Here is a 15,174-nt window from a genome sequence, read left to right on the forward strand (position 1 = left end):
CTCCTACGATGGCAACGAGCGGCTCGTCCATGACGCCTCCTCCAGACCCAGTGGTTCATAGCTGCCGGAGTCGGGCCCGATCCAGTACCGGCGCCGCTGGAACGAGTAGCCCGGCAGGGACACCCGCCGGGGTCGCGACGTGCCGCGGAAGGCGTCCCAGTCGATGTCCACAGTGGACTGCCACAGCCTGCCGACGGCGTCGAGCAGGACGGCGTGGCCGGATCGGTTCCCGTCTCCGGGTGGTAGCGACGGCAAGGCCACCAGTTTCTTCGTCGTTTCCTGCCGCGCGACGATTTCGGTCAGCGTGCTGCCCGGTCCCACTTCCAGCAGGAGCCGTCCGGGCTCGGCGGCCAGCTCCCGCAGGCCGTCGGTGAACAGGGCGGGCTCACGGAGGTGGCGAGCCCAGTGCGCGGGCTCCACGGCGTCCTCCGGGCCGATCCAGGTCCCGGTCGCGCCGGAGATGTACGGCACCTGCGGCGGTTTGCGCTCGTAGCGCGTCACCCTGGCGGTGAACTCGGCCACGTGCGCGTCGAGCATCCCGTCGGTCCCGGCGCGGGAGCGGATCCCGGCGGCGGCGATCGTGATGTCGAGGGCGTCCGCCAGGTCGAGCACGCCCGCCAGGCAGGCCGCCACGTACTCGCCGTCGCCCTCGCCGATCATCGCGTCGGGGCGGACTCCCCACGACTGCCACAGCCGGGCGAGGGACCACTGCAGGCTGAAGGCCGCGGCCGCCACGCCACGCGGGTCGTCCTGCCCCGCCGCCGGACCGTCCTCGGTGGACGGAAGGAGCAGGCCGCGCAGGTCGTAGCCGAGCAGCGGCCGTGCCAATGCGGCACAACGGTCGACTTCCTCGGCGAAAACCGGCTCGCCGCGGTAGATCGCCGAGGCGGCGTCCGGCCGGTACGAGGCGCTGCCCGGGAACATGAAGACCACCTGGCGGGCGTTCACGTCGTCGACGGCGTCCGCGGCCCCGTGCTCGGCCAGCGCCCGGAGCGCGGCGATCGCTTCGTCCCGGTCGCGGACCACCAGATGACGGCGGCGCCGGAACTCGCGCCTGCCGACCTGCAGGGTGTAGGCGACGTCTGCGAGGTCGAGGTCGTCCTGCCGCTCCAAGCGGCCGGCGAGGGCGCTCGCCACGTCCGACAGGGCTTGCCCGGTCCGCGCGGACAGTACGAGCAACCGCTCGTCGCGGGTGTCCGGCGTGGCGGCTCGCGGTGCCGGAGCCTCCTGGAGCACCACGTGCGCGTTGGTGCCGCCGACGCCGAAAGCGCTGACACCGGCCCGTCGCGGCGTCGCGCCACGGGGCCAGGGACGGGCGGTGGTCGGCACGTAGAACGGGGTGCGTTCCAGCAGCAGCGCCGGGTTGGGCGCGTCGTAGTTGATGCTCGGCGGGATCTCTTCGTGTTCGAGCGCCAGCACCGCCCTGGCGAAACCCGCCGCACCCGCGGCGGCGTCCAGGTGACCGATGTTGGCCTTCGCCGAACCGATCGCGCAGTACCCGCGCTCACGGGTGTTGAAGGCCTTGGTGAGCCCGGCGACTTCGAGCGGGTCTCCGAGCGGGGTGCCCGTGCCATGCGCTTCGAGGTAGCCGATGGTCTCCGACGGCACCCCGGCCACCGCCTGCGCGGTGGCGATCACCTCGGCCTGTGCCTGCGAACTCGGCGCGCTGAACCCGAACTTCGCCGAACCGTCGTTGTTCACCGCGGTACCGACGATCAGCGCGCGGATGTGGTCGGAGTCCGCGAGCGCGTCGCTCAACCTGCGCAGCGCCACGACCGTGACGCCGTAGCCGGGCACCGTCCCGCTCGAAGCGGCGTCGAACGGACGGCAATGGCCGTCCCGCGCGAAGATGCCGCCCGCCACCACCGGATAGCCGCCGATCAACGGGATGGGTAGCGCCACCCCGCCCGCCAGTGCCATGTCGCATTCGTGACCCAGCAACGCCTGGCAGGCGAGGTGGACGGCGACGAGCGAGGTGGAACACGCCGACTGGACGGTCATCGCGGGACCACGGAGGTCGCACAGGTAGGCCGCCCTGGTCGCGAGGAAGTCCTTGTCGTTGTACGGACGCGCGGAGAAGGCCGCCATCGACCCCCGGAACCGCGCGTTCGCCAAGAGGTTCAGCGGCAGGTACTTGTTGGCGAAGCAGCCGGCGTAGACACCCACGGCGCCGTCGAACCGAGACGGGTCGTGCCCGGTGTCTTCCAGCGCGTGCCAGGCGCATTCGGCGAGGAGCCGCTGCTGCGGGTCGCTGATCTCCGCCTGTTCCGCGCTGTACCCGAAGAACTCCGCGTCGAAGTGATCGGCGTTCTCGATGACCGCGGCGGCGGGCACGTAGTCGGGGTGCGCCACCATTTCCGCCGGCCACCCGGCTTCGGTCAGCTGCTCGGTGGTGAACCTGCTGACCGACTCGACGCCGTCCCGCTGGTTGCGCCAGAACTCCTCGATGGTGGCCGCTCCCGGCAGCCGCCCCGCGAGTCCGACGACCGCGATCGGCTCCGTCCCGTCTTCCAATTCGGTACTCACACCCCCGCCTTTCCTGTACGCCGCCTGGCGGCCTGTCCGGCGACGCGACGGGCGGATCCCCGTGCGGCACCCGCGCCGACGGCCTCGTCGGGCCCGTCTGACGGCTTGCGATCGATCGCCTCCGCGAGTGCCCGTGCGGACGGATACCGGAACATGTCCACCAGCGAGAGCCCGTTGTCCCGGTGTTCGAGCAGCCGGGCCCTGGCCACCACCACGAGCAGCGAGTTCCCGCCGAGTTCGAAGAAACTGTCGTCCACGCCCACCCGGTCGACGCCGAGCACGTCCCGCCACACGTCGGTGACCAGCCGTTCGGTCTCGTTCGTCGGCGGCGCGTACTCCGTCGTGGCCTCGGGCCGCACGTCCGACAGGTCGGGCAGCGCCCGGCGGTCGACCTTCTTGTTCGGGGTCAACGGCACCGTGTCGATCGCGTGGAACGCGCTGGGCACCATGTAGCCGGGCAACCGCGTGGCGAGGAAGGCACGCAGTTCGACGGTGTTCGTCGGCCTGCCCGCCGCCGGCACGTAGTAGCCGATGATCCGTTGTTCCGCGCCGGTGCCCCGGATGACGGCGACCGCCGACCGGACCCCCGCGTGTTCGGCGAGCGCGGTCTCGATCTCGCCGAGTTCGATCCGATGACCGTGCAGCTTCACCTGATCGTCGATCCGGCCGAGGAACTCGAGTCCGCCGTCCGGCCGCCAGCGGGCCAGATCGCCCGTCCGGTAGACCCGCGCGCCCGGTCCGCCGTCGAACGGATCGGGCTGGAAGCGTTCGGCGGTCACCTCGGTGCGGTCGAGGTAACCCCGGACCACACCGTCCCCGCCGAGCAGCAGCTCTCCGGGGACGCCCGTCGGGCACAGGCGCGTGTCGCGGTCGACCACGTAGGCCCGGACGTTCGCCAAGGGCCGCCCGATGGACACCGGGCCACCGCCGGCCGGGATCTGGGACGTCGTCGCCCAGACCGCGGCCTCGGTCGGCCCGTACATGTTGTGGACCGTGCCTCCGACAGCGTCGGCGAGGTCGCGGGCCAGGTCGGCGGGAAGGGCCTCGCCGCCCACCAGCAACCGGCTGAGCCGGGGGAGTTCGGCACGCGCGTCCTGATCCGCCAGCAGGGCGCGGGCCAGGGACGGCGTGCACTGCAGATGCGTCACCGCGTGCTCGCGCAGCTGTTCGGCGATCGGCTCCTCGGCCTTCGCCAGCGCGGCGTCACGGCGTTCGTCGCTGATCTCCCGGACGGTCGTCAGATGGGTCAGGGCGTCGAGTGCCGCGTTCTCGTCGACGCCGAAGTCGATCAGGCAGGCGACCTCGTCGACGCCGGCGGCCTTCATCCGGTCCACCATGTCGGCGCAGACCTGTGGGGTGCCGAGCAGGCTGGCGGTGGCGAAGAACCGGTCGAAAGCCCTGTCGACCAGCTCGCGCAATTCCTTGGGGGACAACGCCTTGAAGTCCGCGGCGCTGCCGGTGGTGGCGCCGAGCGACGCGATCAGGTCGAAGGAGGTCTCCAAGTACCGGCTCATCGGCTCCCGGACCAGCTCCCGCACCTCGTCGAGGTCCTGCCCGACGAACGTGTGGACCATGACCGCCACATGGCCGTCCCCGGGTCCGTGCCCGGCCTCGCGCCAGCTCTTGCGGTACAGCGCGATCTTCTCGGCCAGCTCCTCCAGGTTGTGCCCGAGGAGATGGGTGAGCACCCCGGTGCCCGCCTCGCCCGCCATCCGGAAGGTCTCCGGGTGCTTGGCGCTGGTCAGCCACACGGGCAACTCGGGCTGGACGGGCCGGGGGAACACCCCGACCTCGACCTCGGCACCGACACCGTTGAGCCGCGTCACCTTCTCGCCGCTCCACAGCTGCCGGACCTCCGCGAGCCCGTCCATCATCAGCTGTTTGCGTTTCTCGAACCGGTCCGGCGCGAGCGCGAAGTCGTTGGCGTGCCAGCCGGACGCGAGGGAGATGCCTGCCCGGCCCGCCGAGAGGTTGTCCACGACGGACCATTCCTCGGCCACCCGCAACGGGTCGTGCAGCGGCAGCACCACGCTGCCCGCGCGCACCTGGACCCGCTCGGTGATCGCGGCGACGGCTGCCGCCATCACCGACGGGTTCGGGTACAGCCCGCCGAACTGGTGGAAGTGGCGTTCGGGTGTCCACACGGCGGTGAAACCGTTGCGGTCGGCGAACTTCGCGCCTTCGAGCAGCAGCCGGTAGCGGTCTTCGGAGCTGGCTTCCGAGTCGCTGCCGAAGTAGAGCAGGCTGAAATCGATGTCGCGGGAGCGAGCCTCGGCGACTTCGGCCGATTCCGCGGCGGCCGCGGCCGACGGTAGGGGAGGCTCACCTCGCAGCACGATCCGGTGGCCGTGCGTCAGTGCCCACAGCAACTCGACCACGGAGATGTCGAAGGACACGCTCGTCACCGCGAGCCAGGTACCGGTCTCGTCGGCACCGAAGACGTCGTCCATCCCGGCGAAGAGGTTGACCACGTTCCGATGGGTGACCATGACCCCCTTCGGCCGCCCGGTGGACCCGGACGTGTAGATCACGTACGCCAGGTTGTCGGGGGTGGCCGCCGGTGCCGAGGTGTCAAGCAGGTCTTCCGGCGCCTCGGTCAGGTCGGGAACCACGACCTGGGCGGCGCCGAGCCGCCCGGCGGCCGCGGCCGACCGGGAGTCCGCCACGATCAGCCGCACGCCGGCGTCGCCGACCATGAACGCCAGCCGATCGCGCGGATAGCCGGGATCCAGCGGGAGATACGCCGCGCCCGCCTTGAGGATCCCCAGCAGGGTGACCATCAGCAGCGAGGTGCGGCCGAGGTGGACGCCGACCGGTTCGTCCGGTGCCACGCCGAGTCGGCGCAGCCGCCGGGCGAACCGGTCGGCGAGCCGGTCGAGCTCGCGATAGGTCAGGGTGGCGTCGGAGGCGACGACGGCGACCGCGTCGGGTGTCGCGGCCACGCGTTCCGCCAGCAGCTGGTGCACCAGGAGGTCGGGGATTCCTGCCTGGGCACCGGCCTGCCAGCCTGACAGGGTGGCGAGCTCGGCCGACGGCAGCACCGTCAACTCGTCGACGGGCCGGTCCGGGGTGTTCGCGGCGGCTGTCACGACTTCGACGTAGCGCTCGGCGATGCGCTCGGCGGTCGTGGCCTCGAACAGGTCCGTGCTGTACTCCAGCCTGCCGGTCACGCCGGCCGGGGTCCGCGCGAGACTCAGCGTGAGGTCGAAGCGAGCCGTGCCGGTGTCGCCCAGCACCGGACGCACCTGGCAGCCGTCCAGGCGCAGCCCCGCCCCTTCGTCCTCGTACCGGTAGCTGAACAGCACCTGGAACAACGGGTTCTGGGCGAGGTCACGGTCGGGGTGCAGCTCCTCGACGAGCTTCTCGAACGGCAGGTCCTGGTGGGCCAGCGCCCCCTTGACCTCCGTCCACAGCCGCTGGATCAGCTCACGGAACGTCGGACTGGAGCCGAGATCGCAGCGGAGCACCAGGGTGTTGGTGAAGAACCCGATGAGCCCGGCCAGTTCGGGCCGTTCCCGCCCGGACACCGGGGTGCCGACCACGACCTCGTCCTCGCCGACGTGCGCCCGCAGCAGGACCGAGAACGCGGCGAGCAGGATGCTGAAGAGCGTGACACCTTCCGTCCTGCCCAGCTCCTCGAGCCGCCGGACCGAGGCCGGTGGCAGCTCGAACGAGATCGCGTTGCCGCGGTAGCTCTGCACCGGCGGACGGGCGTGGTCGGTGGGCAGATGCCGCGTGGGCATGCCGTCCAGCCTGTCCGTCCAGTACGACAGCAACCTGTCGAGCTCGGGCCCGGCCAACGTGCTTTGCTGCCACTCGGCGAAGTCTGCGTACTGCATGGGCAGTTCGGGCTCTTGCCCCGTCCGGCCGTTCAGGGCGGCCCGGTACTGGACTTCGAGCTCCCTGCCGAGCATCCCGACCGACGCGGCGTCACAGGCGAGGTGGTGCACGGTGAGCAGCAGCCGGTGCTGCTGCTCACCCAGGCGCAGCAGGCGGGCCCGGATGGCCCGGCCCGCCACCAGATCGAACGGCGCGCCCGCTTCCTCGTCCGCGAGCCGCGCCACCTCACGTGCCGTCCGGCCGGGGGCGGTCAGGTCGACGACGGGGATGGACACGGTGGCGGGCGGCAGGACCACCTGGTGCGGTGTCCCGGCGGTCGAGCGGAAGGCTGTCCGCAGGATCTCGTGGCGCCGCACGACTTCGGTCAGCGCCTGTTCGAGTGCCGGGTGGTTCAGCCTGCCGGTGATGTCGTAGCCGAGCGGGACGTTGTAGACCGCGCTGCCCGGCTGCAGCTGATCGAGAAACCACAGCCGCCGTTGCGCGTACGACAGCGGAGCCGAACTGTCCTCTTCGGACTTCCGCCGCAGCAGTTCGGCCAGCAACGCCCGCCGGTCCTCTGCCTCCGATTCGCCGGCCCCGCTCACGGCTGCACCTCGGTTTCCCCCGCGTCGCGCAGGAGCGACTCGACTTTCTCGTCACTGAGCTGATCGAGCTCGGTCAGCAGCGCGGCCGTGCGGCGGGCCCGCGGCTTGATCGGACCCGCTCCCGGTCCCATCGCCGCGACGGTCACGGCGTCCGCCAGGCTCGCGACAGTGGGCCGCTGGAGGAAGATCGCCATCGGCACCGCGACACCGAAGGCCTCGTTCACCTGAGCCACCAGCCGGGCCGCGAGCAAGGAATGGCCACCGACACGGAAGAAGTCGTCCACACGCCCCACCGGGCGGTCGTGAAGCAACGCCGACGCGAGCCGTGCGACACGCTCTTCCGTCTCCGTCCGCGGCACCTGCTCCGCTTCGGGCACGACCGGGGAGCTCGGCGCCAGCGCGGCCAGCGCGTCCTGGTCCACCTTGCCGTGTTCGGTGAGCGGCAAGGAGGAAAGCACCACGACCTCGTCCGGCACCATGTACACGGGCAGCCGATCGCGCAGGAACGCCAGCAGCTTCTCGTCGGGGCCGGTTTCGCTCCAGCCGTCGCCACAGGCGTACGCCACGAGCGAGACCTCGGCCCCCGCCGCGGGCGCGCGGGCGATGACCACGGCCTCCCGCACGTCCGGATGCTCCCTGAGGGTGGCCGCGACCTCTCCGGGCTCGATCCGGAAGCCCCGGATCTTCACCTGCTCGTCCGCGCGGCCGAGGAACTCCAGCTGCCCGTCGGGACGCCAGCGGACCAGGTCACCGGTGCGGTACAGGCGGGCGCCGGGCTCGTTCGCGAACGGATCGACGGGGAAACTCTTCGCGGTGAGCTCCGAGCGGTTCACGTAACCACGGGCCACCGCCGTGCCGCCGAGGTACAGCTCGCCACGGACACCGGTGGGCACACGCTGCCCTTCGGCGTCCAGCACGTGGGTGTCGATCCCGCTGATCGGCCTGCCGATGGACGGGCGCCGCCCCGCCGGGTCCGGCGACACCAGGCCCGCCGTCGCCACGACCGTGTTCTCCGTCGGCCCGTAGTGGTTGAACAACCGGAACGGCAACCCCTCGGGAGGCGCCGACGGCAGCGCGTCGCCGCCGGTCAGCAGCGCCCGCAACGCGGTTTCGGCGGGCCACGGCTCGTCCAGGACGGCCGCGGCGATGGGGGTCGGCAGGAAGGCCGAGGTGATCCCTTCATCGCTGAGCCAGCGCACCAGTTCCGTTGGCGCGGAACGGAAATCCGGCGGGACGACACACAGGGTGGCGCCCGCCGCGAGGGTGGGCCAGATCTCCCACGTCGACGCGTCGAACCCGGGGCTCGCGAACAGTGTGGTCCGGTCCGCCGGGCTCAGCTCGTACTCGGCGATGTGCCAGGCGACCAGGTTCGCCAGTCCCCGGTGGGACAGGGCGACTCCCTTGGGCCTTCCTGTCGATCCCGACGTGTAGATGAGGTACGCCAGCCGTTCCGGGGTGACCGGGTCACCGGGGTCGACCTGCCCGTCCCGGAGGAGGGCGCCCAGATCGAACACGCGGAAGTCGCTGGTCGGTGCCGGCAGCCGGAGCCGCATCTCCGGCGTGGCAAGGACTTTCCGCACACCCGCGTCCTGCAGCATGAAGCTGATCCGGTCAGCCGGGTAGCCCGGGTCGACGGGCAGATAGCACCCGCCCGCCAAGAGCACCGCCAGCTCGCCGACGACCAGCTCGACGGAACGGTCGGCGCACACCGCCACCGGTTCCTCGGCGGTGATGCCCGCCTCCTGGAGCTTGTCGGCCAGCCCGCCGGCACGCCGCCACAGGTCGCCGTAGGTGAGCTGCCCGTTCGACCAGCTGACCGCGACTGCGTCCGGCCTCGTCCGTGCCTGCCGCTCGATCAGCTCCGTCACCGGCTCGGCGCCCGCCGTCGCGGGACCGTGGGCCCAGCGTTCGAGCTGGTCCGCCTCCTCGGGCGGGAGCAGGCGCAGCGCGCCCACCCGCGTGTCCGGGGCGGACACCGCGTCGGCGAGCAGGGTCAGGTAGTGCGTGATCATCCGCGTCATGGTGGCTTCGTCGAACAGGTCCGACGAGTGCTCCCAGATCATCGTGAGGTCGTCGTCCTCGGCACTGGACGCCCGGCCGATGCGCTGTTCGGCGCGCGGGATCACGATCACGTTGAGATCGGATTTGGCCGTGAGGTTCGAGCGTTCGGTGACCCGGCCGGTGAGGCCGCCGAAGTCGATGTCCGGCACCGCGGAGTCGTGGAAGCTGAACATGACCTGGAACAGCGGGGTGCGCGAGGTGTCGCGGACCGGGTCGATCGCGTCGATCACCGCGTCCACCGGGGTGTCCGACCAGGCCAGTGTCTCGGCGACGGTCTGCCGCACCTGTTCGAGCAGCTCGCTGAACCGCTGGTCGGCCGACACGTTCGTGCGCAGGACCAGCGTGTTGACGAGCATGCCGAGCAACGGCTCCAGCTCGGGCACGTTGCGGTTGGCCGCGCCGGTCCCGACGAGCATGTCCCGCTGCCCGGTGTAGCGGTACACCAGCGCCGCGAAGCCCGCGTACATCGTGGAGAACAGCGAAACCCGGTTCTCGCGGCTGAAGGCTCGCAGAGCCCGTGCCAGCTCGGACGGGATCCGGATCCGCGGCGCCCGGCCGCGGAAGGTCATCACCGGCGGCCGTGGCCGGTCTGCGGGCAGTTCCAGGGTGTCCGGGGCGCCTGCCAGCCGTTCGGTCCAGTGGTCGACGTGCGCGCGCAGCACGTCGCCGCGCATGAAGTCCCGCTGCCAGTAGGCGTAATCCGCGTACTGGATGCCCAGTTCGGGCAGCGGCGAGGGCTTCCCGGCGGCGAAGGCCGGGTAGAGGGCGCGCATTTCGGACAGGAACACCGAAAGCGACCATCCATCGTGGACGAAGTGGTGCTCCACGTGCAGGAAGGTGTTCTGGTCGTTTTCGTGCCGCAGCAGCACCCAGCGGGCGAGCGGCGGGTTGGCCAGGTCGAAGGGCTGGCGCAGCTCCGCGGCGACGACCGTGTCGGCCTCCGCGGCCGGGACGTCGAGCACCTTCAGCGGTGCCTTGACCCCGTCCACCGGTCGCTGGTGCCCGACCCCGTCGATCGGGACGAAGGCCGTCCGCAGGACTTCGTGCCGCCGGACGATCTCGTCCAGCGTCGCGCGCAGGGCATCGACGTCCACCTTGCCCTGCAACGAAACCGTGGCCTGGAAGTTGTAGGCCAGGTTGCCCGGCGACAGCTGCTCGAAGAACCAGATCCGTTCCTGCGGCAGGGAAAGCGGGATCGGCCTGTCGCGTTCCACCCGGCGCAGCGGCGGCGCGATCGGCGCGATCGCCGCGGAGGCGGGTCCGTCGCCCTCGGCCGAGGCACGCTCGTCGACGATCGCCGCGAGGCTCGCCACGGTCCGTGCGGTGAACAGTTCGGCCACGCTCACCGCGGCGTTCAGGTCGTTCGCGAGCGGGACCGCGAGCCGCCCGACGAGCAACGAGTTCCCGCCCAGGGCGAAGAAGTCGTCGTGCAGGCCGACCTCGGTGATGCCGAGCAACCCGGCCACGATCTCGGCCACCGCCACCTCTGTCGGGGTGCGCGGCGCCACGGCGACGTCGGCCAGGCCCGCCGCCGCCCTGTCCGGCGCGGGGAGGGCGGCGCGGTCGACCTTGCCGTTGGGGGTCAGCGGCAGCGTGGGCAGCGAGACGATCGCCGACGGCACCATGTAGGCGGGCAGCCGGATCCCGACGAACTCGACCAGCTCGGCAGGCGCGACCTCAGAGACCACGTAGGCGACCAGGCGCGCGTCCGGGCGACCCGAGTGCTCGACGGCCACGAAGGCGTCCCGGACGCCGGGGTGCTGCTTGAGGACCGTGGCGATCTCGCCGGGTTCGATCCGGAACCCGCGGATCTTGGCCTGGTCGTCGTACCGGCCGATGTACTCGAAAACACCGTCCGGGCGGCGGCGGACCTTGTCGCCGGTCCGGTACATCCGTTGCCCGGGAACGTTGATGTCCGGCACGAACGCCGCCGCAGTGCCGACCGGGTCGCCCAGGTATCCGCGCGCGACGCACTCGCCCGCCAGGCACAGCTCGCCCGCTTCACCGTCGGGGACCGGGTCGAGCCCATCGAGCACGTAGCAGCGGACGCCGTCGACCGGTACGCCGATCGGCGGCGGCACGGGTCCGTCCGGCAGCACCTCGCAGGCCGTCACCTTCACCGTGGTTTCGGTGGGCCCGTAGAGGTTGATCACGGGGAACGACAACCCGTCCGGCACCCCGCGCTGCATCGCCGAGCCGCCGGTGTGCAGGAACCGGAGGACCGTGTGCGCCGGCCACGTCTCGTCGAGGATGGCCTCGGCCAGCGGGGTGGGAAGGAAGGTCACGGTGATCTGCTGGTCGGCCAGCCAGACGGCGAGCGCGGGGGGCGAGGTGCGCACGTCGGCGGGCGGGATCACCAGCGTGGCGCCCGCGGTCAGGGTGAACCAGATGTCCTGGACGGAAACGTCGAAGCCGGGGCTGGCCAGCAGGGTCGACCGGTCGTCCGGCCGGGTCCCGTAGGTCTTGTGGTGCCAGCGCATCAGGTTGGCCAGGCTCGCGTGGGTCACCGCGACACCCTTGGGCCGCCCGGTGGAACCCGACGTGTAGATCACGTACGCCAGCGCGGCGCCGTTCACCCGGGGCGGTTCCGGAATGGCCGCGTCAGACGGTTCCTCGGTCAGATCGACCAGCAGGACATCTTCGCCGAGCGGTGCACCAGAGGACACCAGCGACGCGGTGGTGAGGACCGCGGCGGCGCCGGACAGCTCCAGCAGCTGACTGATCCGCGCGGCGGGATGGGCGGGGTCCAGCGGCAGGTACGCCGCGCCGGCCAACAGGACGGCCAGCTCGGCGACCACCAGTTCCGCAGACCGGTTGGCATAGACGGCCACGACGCTGTCCTGGCCCACCCCCCGCTCGGTGAGCTTGTTCGCCAGACCGGACGCGTGCGCGGCAAGGTGCCGATAGGTCAGCCTCAGGTCGCCGTCCTGCACCGCGACCGCGTCCGGTGCTTCGGCCACCCTGGCGTGGAATTCGTTGAGCACCATCTCGCGCGTTATCCTTCGCTGTGAGAGTGGACGGCCGAACCGGTCTGTTCCACCGCGCGGCGCAGGCTCAGCGGGCGCATGTCCGTCCAGACCTCACCGATGTGGGCCAGGCATTCCGTCTTGGAACCGCTGACGCCGTCGCCGCGCCAGCCCGGAGGCAAGTCGCGTTCGGTGGGCCAGATCGAGTACTGCTCCTCGTCGTTGAGCACGACCACATAGGACTGGGCGTCTCCGTCCACGGGTTCCTCCGGTTCGGCGGGATACGGGTTGACCTGCTGCGGCCGTCATGACCGGCGTCGGGGCCGTGGAGATGACGGGCACGGCGAGCGCTGCGGGAGGTCGCGAAGACAAGGTGCGTCGTGAGCCTCACGACCGAGGACCGACGAGCGCCGGCCAGGTGCGGACCCCGAGCCCATGGCTGTCGGAGAACTACCATCCCCCATGCGTTCCACCACGACAGCATGGGCCGCGCCGGTGCCCGGCAATAGAGTATGGCGATTACTCTAGTGCTCCCGGATGTTTCGAACTCCGACGTGGATCTCGAGTCTCGGAAGCCTGTGCGCGGTCAAGCGATCGCTTCCGGTGGGTAGCGCGGGACTGTGTCACTGAACTGTCCGCGAACGCGGCACCGTGTCTTTTCGGTAATTCGTTCGAGTCGGCGGAAAGTGTTACCCAGGGTGAGGGAAATAGGGACGTTCGATGTCCCTATTTCCCTCACGCCGGCCGGAAAGAATTCGGTACTTATGCCCTCTGCGGTTCCACCGGCTCGGTGCCGTAGGTGATGTGGTGCGGTGCGGCGACACGGTTGATCTTCGCCGGGTCCAGCGCGCCGTCGGTGAAGACGGCCGGGCCCGCTTCGAACAGGTCCTCCAGGTAGTGCTCCCAGCCGCCGGGCGACGAGATCTGGAGGACCCGGGGCGGCTCGGAGACGCGGCGCAGTGCGTGCGGAACCCCGTGGGGGAGCAGGACGAACGTGCCCTTGGTCGCGACGTGGGTCTCGTCGTCGAACTCGATGCCGAGTTCGCCTTCGAGGACGTAGATGCACTCGTCGGCCTCGTGGTGCACGTGCCGCGGGATGTCCACGGCGACCGTGACTTCGAGCAACGAGAACCTGACCTCGGTGTCCTCGGTCGTCGCCTTGACGCTGAACGCGGGCGGCAGCGGCACGCGGCCGGGCCGGGCCTCGCCGGGCTTGAGCAGGATGAAACGGTCCTTCGACATGCTAGGATCCCTCTATTCGGAAACGGACTCCGTTTCCATATAAGTCACGGGGGAGGCACCTTGTCAACCGGCCACAAGCCGCGCGCCGACGCGGAGCGCAACAGGGCACGGGTGGTGGAAGTGGCCCGCGCGCTGTTCGCCGAGCGCGGCGATGACGTGCAGATGCCGGAGATCGCCCGCGCGGCCGGTGTCGGGGTGGGGACCGTGTACCGGCACTTCCCGGACCGGCAGGCGTTGATCGAGGCGGCCGCGGAACACCGGTTCGCGGAGATCGCGGAGTACGCCCGGAAGCACTGCTTCGGCGAGGATTCCGGCCTGGAGCGCTACTTCCGCCATGTCGGCGAGCTGCTGTCCCGCGATCGCGGCCTCACCGCGGCCATCGACTCGGCCCGCGGGCGGCCCGGGAGTGAGCCTCGGGGCAGCGCCCGGGGGAGCCTCGAAACCGTCGTCGCCGACATCATCGACCACGACAGGGCTGCCGGGCTTGTCCGCCCGGACTACACCGTCTCCGACGTCTATCTCCTGGTCGGAGCCCTGTCCGCTGTCATCCGCACCGGCTCGGATGGGGGTCGCTTCCTCGAACTGGTTCTTCCCGGCCTTCGGGCCTAGAGAGCAGCGAAGGGGAGGTCGGTCAGGCCGCCCTCCCCGCTTCCACCGTTCTGGATTCGGAGAAGGTCAAGCAAGGCTGACGGCATTGCCACGCCGAGGACTTTCTCCGCTTCTCGCGCCAGTTCATCGGTCAGCGGCTGCTGGACGCCGTACTCGCCTTTTCCCCAGACCGTCCTAGGCGTCACTGATCGAGTCGCCCGGACACCGCGCGCATGGCGCGTCCGACCGCCTGGAGGTCTTCCGGTTCGATCACGTCGACGAAGTGTTCGCGGACAGTGCGGAGGTTGTCCGGCGCCGCGCGAAGCAGGGTCTCGTGCCCCTGCTCGGTGAGCCGGGCGCGCACGCCGCGGCCGTCGTCGGCGGTCGATTCCCGCTGGACCAGGCCGCGGGCTTCCAGTCCGTTGATGCGGTGCGAGAGCCGGCTGCGTGAGTAGTACGCCGACTCCGCCAGGTCGGCCATGCGCATCGATCGACCGTCCGCTTCGGACAGTCGCACCAGGAGTTCGTACTCCGCAAGGGAAAGCCCGTGCTCTTCGCGCAGTCGCCGGTCGAGCAGGTCAACGAACCGGACGGATCCTTCGATGAACGCACGCCAGTCGCGCTGCTGGTCCGCGTCGAGCCAGTTGGTCACGGCGCCACCCTAACAGTTGACGCCTTCAACCACTTCGGTCTAGCTTTGGTTGAAGACTTCAACTAGATGGGGGCGTGATGGCGAACGAAGCCTGGGTGATTCAGGAGAAGGACGCGGAGGTCATCGAGAAGCCCGCGTTGTGGTTGCTCGCCGACGGCGAGCACACGGGCGGGTTCCTCGGCGCGAACCGTCTTTCCTTGCGTGCCGGGGAGCCTGGCACGAAACCGCACTATCACGAGAAGTCCGCGGAAGCGTTCTACGTGCTCGACGGGGCGCTGCGGATGCTGGTGGGCGCCGAAACGGTCAGGGTCGAGCGGGGCGGTTACGTGGTGATCCCGCCGGGAGTCCACCACGCGTTCGCCGCGCCGCCGGACACCGCCGCGGACGTGCTCATCACGCTGGCGCCGGGGGTCGAACGGTTCGGGTACTTCCGGGTCCTGCCGGGGATCCTGCGCGGGGAGGTCTCGCCGGAGGAGGTCGAGCGGGTGCACGAACGGTATGACGTCCACTTCGTCGATGTGCCGGAGTGGGACCAGTGCGGGACCGGGGCTGGGGTGACGCGTGGGTCGGGGTGGTGGGGGGGGGGGGGGGGGGGGGTGTGTGGGGGGCACCCCCCCCCACCCCCCCCCGCCCCCCACGGGGGGGGGGGCCGGCAGAAAACCAAAACACAAAACCCCAAAAAAAACCAAACCCCCCCCCCACCAAGCCCCCCGGG

General features: G+C 70.7%; 8 protein-coding genes. 2 read left to right on the top strand and 6 right to left on the bottom strand.

Annotation, left to right across the window (positions count from 1 at the left end):
- Nucleotides 1–3 precede the first annotated feature (3 nt).
- The 5 genes from ACZ6YV_RS26835 to ACZ6YV_RS26855 all read right to left on the bottom strand — a co-directional run bounded on the left by ACZ6YV_RS26835 (nucleotide 4) and on the right by ACZ6YV_RS26855 (nucleotide 13,219).
- On the bottom strand, nucleotides 4–2,526 hold the full coding sequence (locus ACZ6YV_RS26835) for a type I polyketide synthase (RefSeq protein WP_465512230.1): 2,523 nt from the start codon (nucleotides 2,524–2,526) through the stop codon (nucleotides 4–6).
- Nucleotides 2,523–6,950, bottom strand: coding sequence for a MupA/Atu3671 family FMN-dependent luciferase-like monooxygenase (locus tag ACZ6YV_RS26840; protein WP_465512231.1), 4,428 nt, complete (start codon nucleotides 6,948–6,950; stop codon nucleotides 2,523–2,525). Before ACZ6YV_RS26840 ends, ACZ6YV_RS26835 begins: the two co-directional genes overlap by 4 nt.
- Nucleotides 6,947–11,998, bottom strand: coding sequence for an amino acid adenylation domain-containing protein (locus tag ACZ6YV_RS26845; protein WP_465512232.1), 5,052 nt, complete (start codon nucleotides 11,996–11,998; stop codon nucleotides 6,947–6,949). Before ACZ6YV_RS26845 ends, ACZ6YV_RS26840 begins: the two co-directional genes overlap by 4 nt.
- Before the next feature lie 8 nt (nucleotides 11,999–12,006).
- Nucleotides 12,007–12,237 carry an MbtH family protein gene (locus ACZ6YV_RS26850; RefSeq protein ID WP_465512233.1) on the bottom strand — a complete coding sequence of 77 codons (231 nt, stop codon included), beginning with the start codon at nucleotides 12,235–12,237 and terminating at the stop codon, nucleotides 12,007–12,009.
- Between the two features lie 502 nt (nucleotides 12,238–12,739).
- Entirely contained in the window at nucleotides 12,740–13,219 is a 480-nt protein-coding gene (locus ACZ6YV_RS26855; RefSeq protein ID WP_465512234.1) for a cupin domain-containing protein, read from the bottom strand.
- Nucleotides 13,220–13,279: 60 nt separating this feature from the next.
- Between ACZ6YV_RS26855 and ACZ6YV_RS26860 the strand changes: the two genes are divergently transcribed.
- Nucleotides 13,280–13,828, top strand: coding sequence for a TetR/AcrR family transcriptional regulator (locus tag ACZ6YV_RS26860; RefSeq protein ID WP_465512235.1), 549 nt, complete (start codon nucleotides 13,280–13,282; stop codon nucleotides 13,826–13,828).
- Between the two features lie 181 nt (nucleotides 13,829–14,009).
- Here the strand turns inward: ACZ6YV_RS26860 and ACZ6YV_RS26865 are convergent, their stop codons facing one another.
- On the bottom strand, nucleotides 14,010–14,459 hold the full coding sequence (locus tag ACZ6YV_RS26865; protein ID WP_465512236.1) for a MarR family winged helix-turn-helix transcriptional regulator: 450 nt from the start codon (nucleotides 14,457–14,459) through the stop codon (nucleotides 14,010–14,012).
- Between the two features lie 77 nt (nucleotides 14,460–14,536).
- On the opposite strand from ACZ6YV_RS26865, the gene ACZ6YV_RS26870 reads away from it, so the two are divergent.
- Nucleotides 14,537–15,174, top strand: a 638-nt coding sequence (locus ACZ6YV_RS26870) for a cupin domain-containing protein (protein WP_465512237.1), incomplete at its 3' end; no start/stop codon positions are given.

It is taken from the genome of Amycolatopsis sp. NPDC102522 (assembly GCF_055584485.1).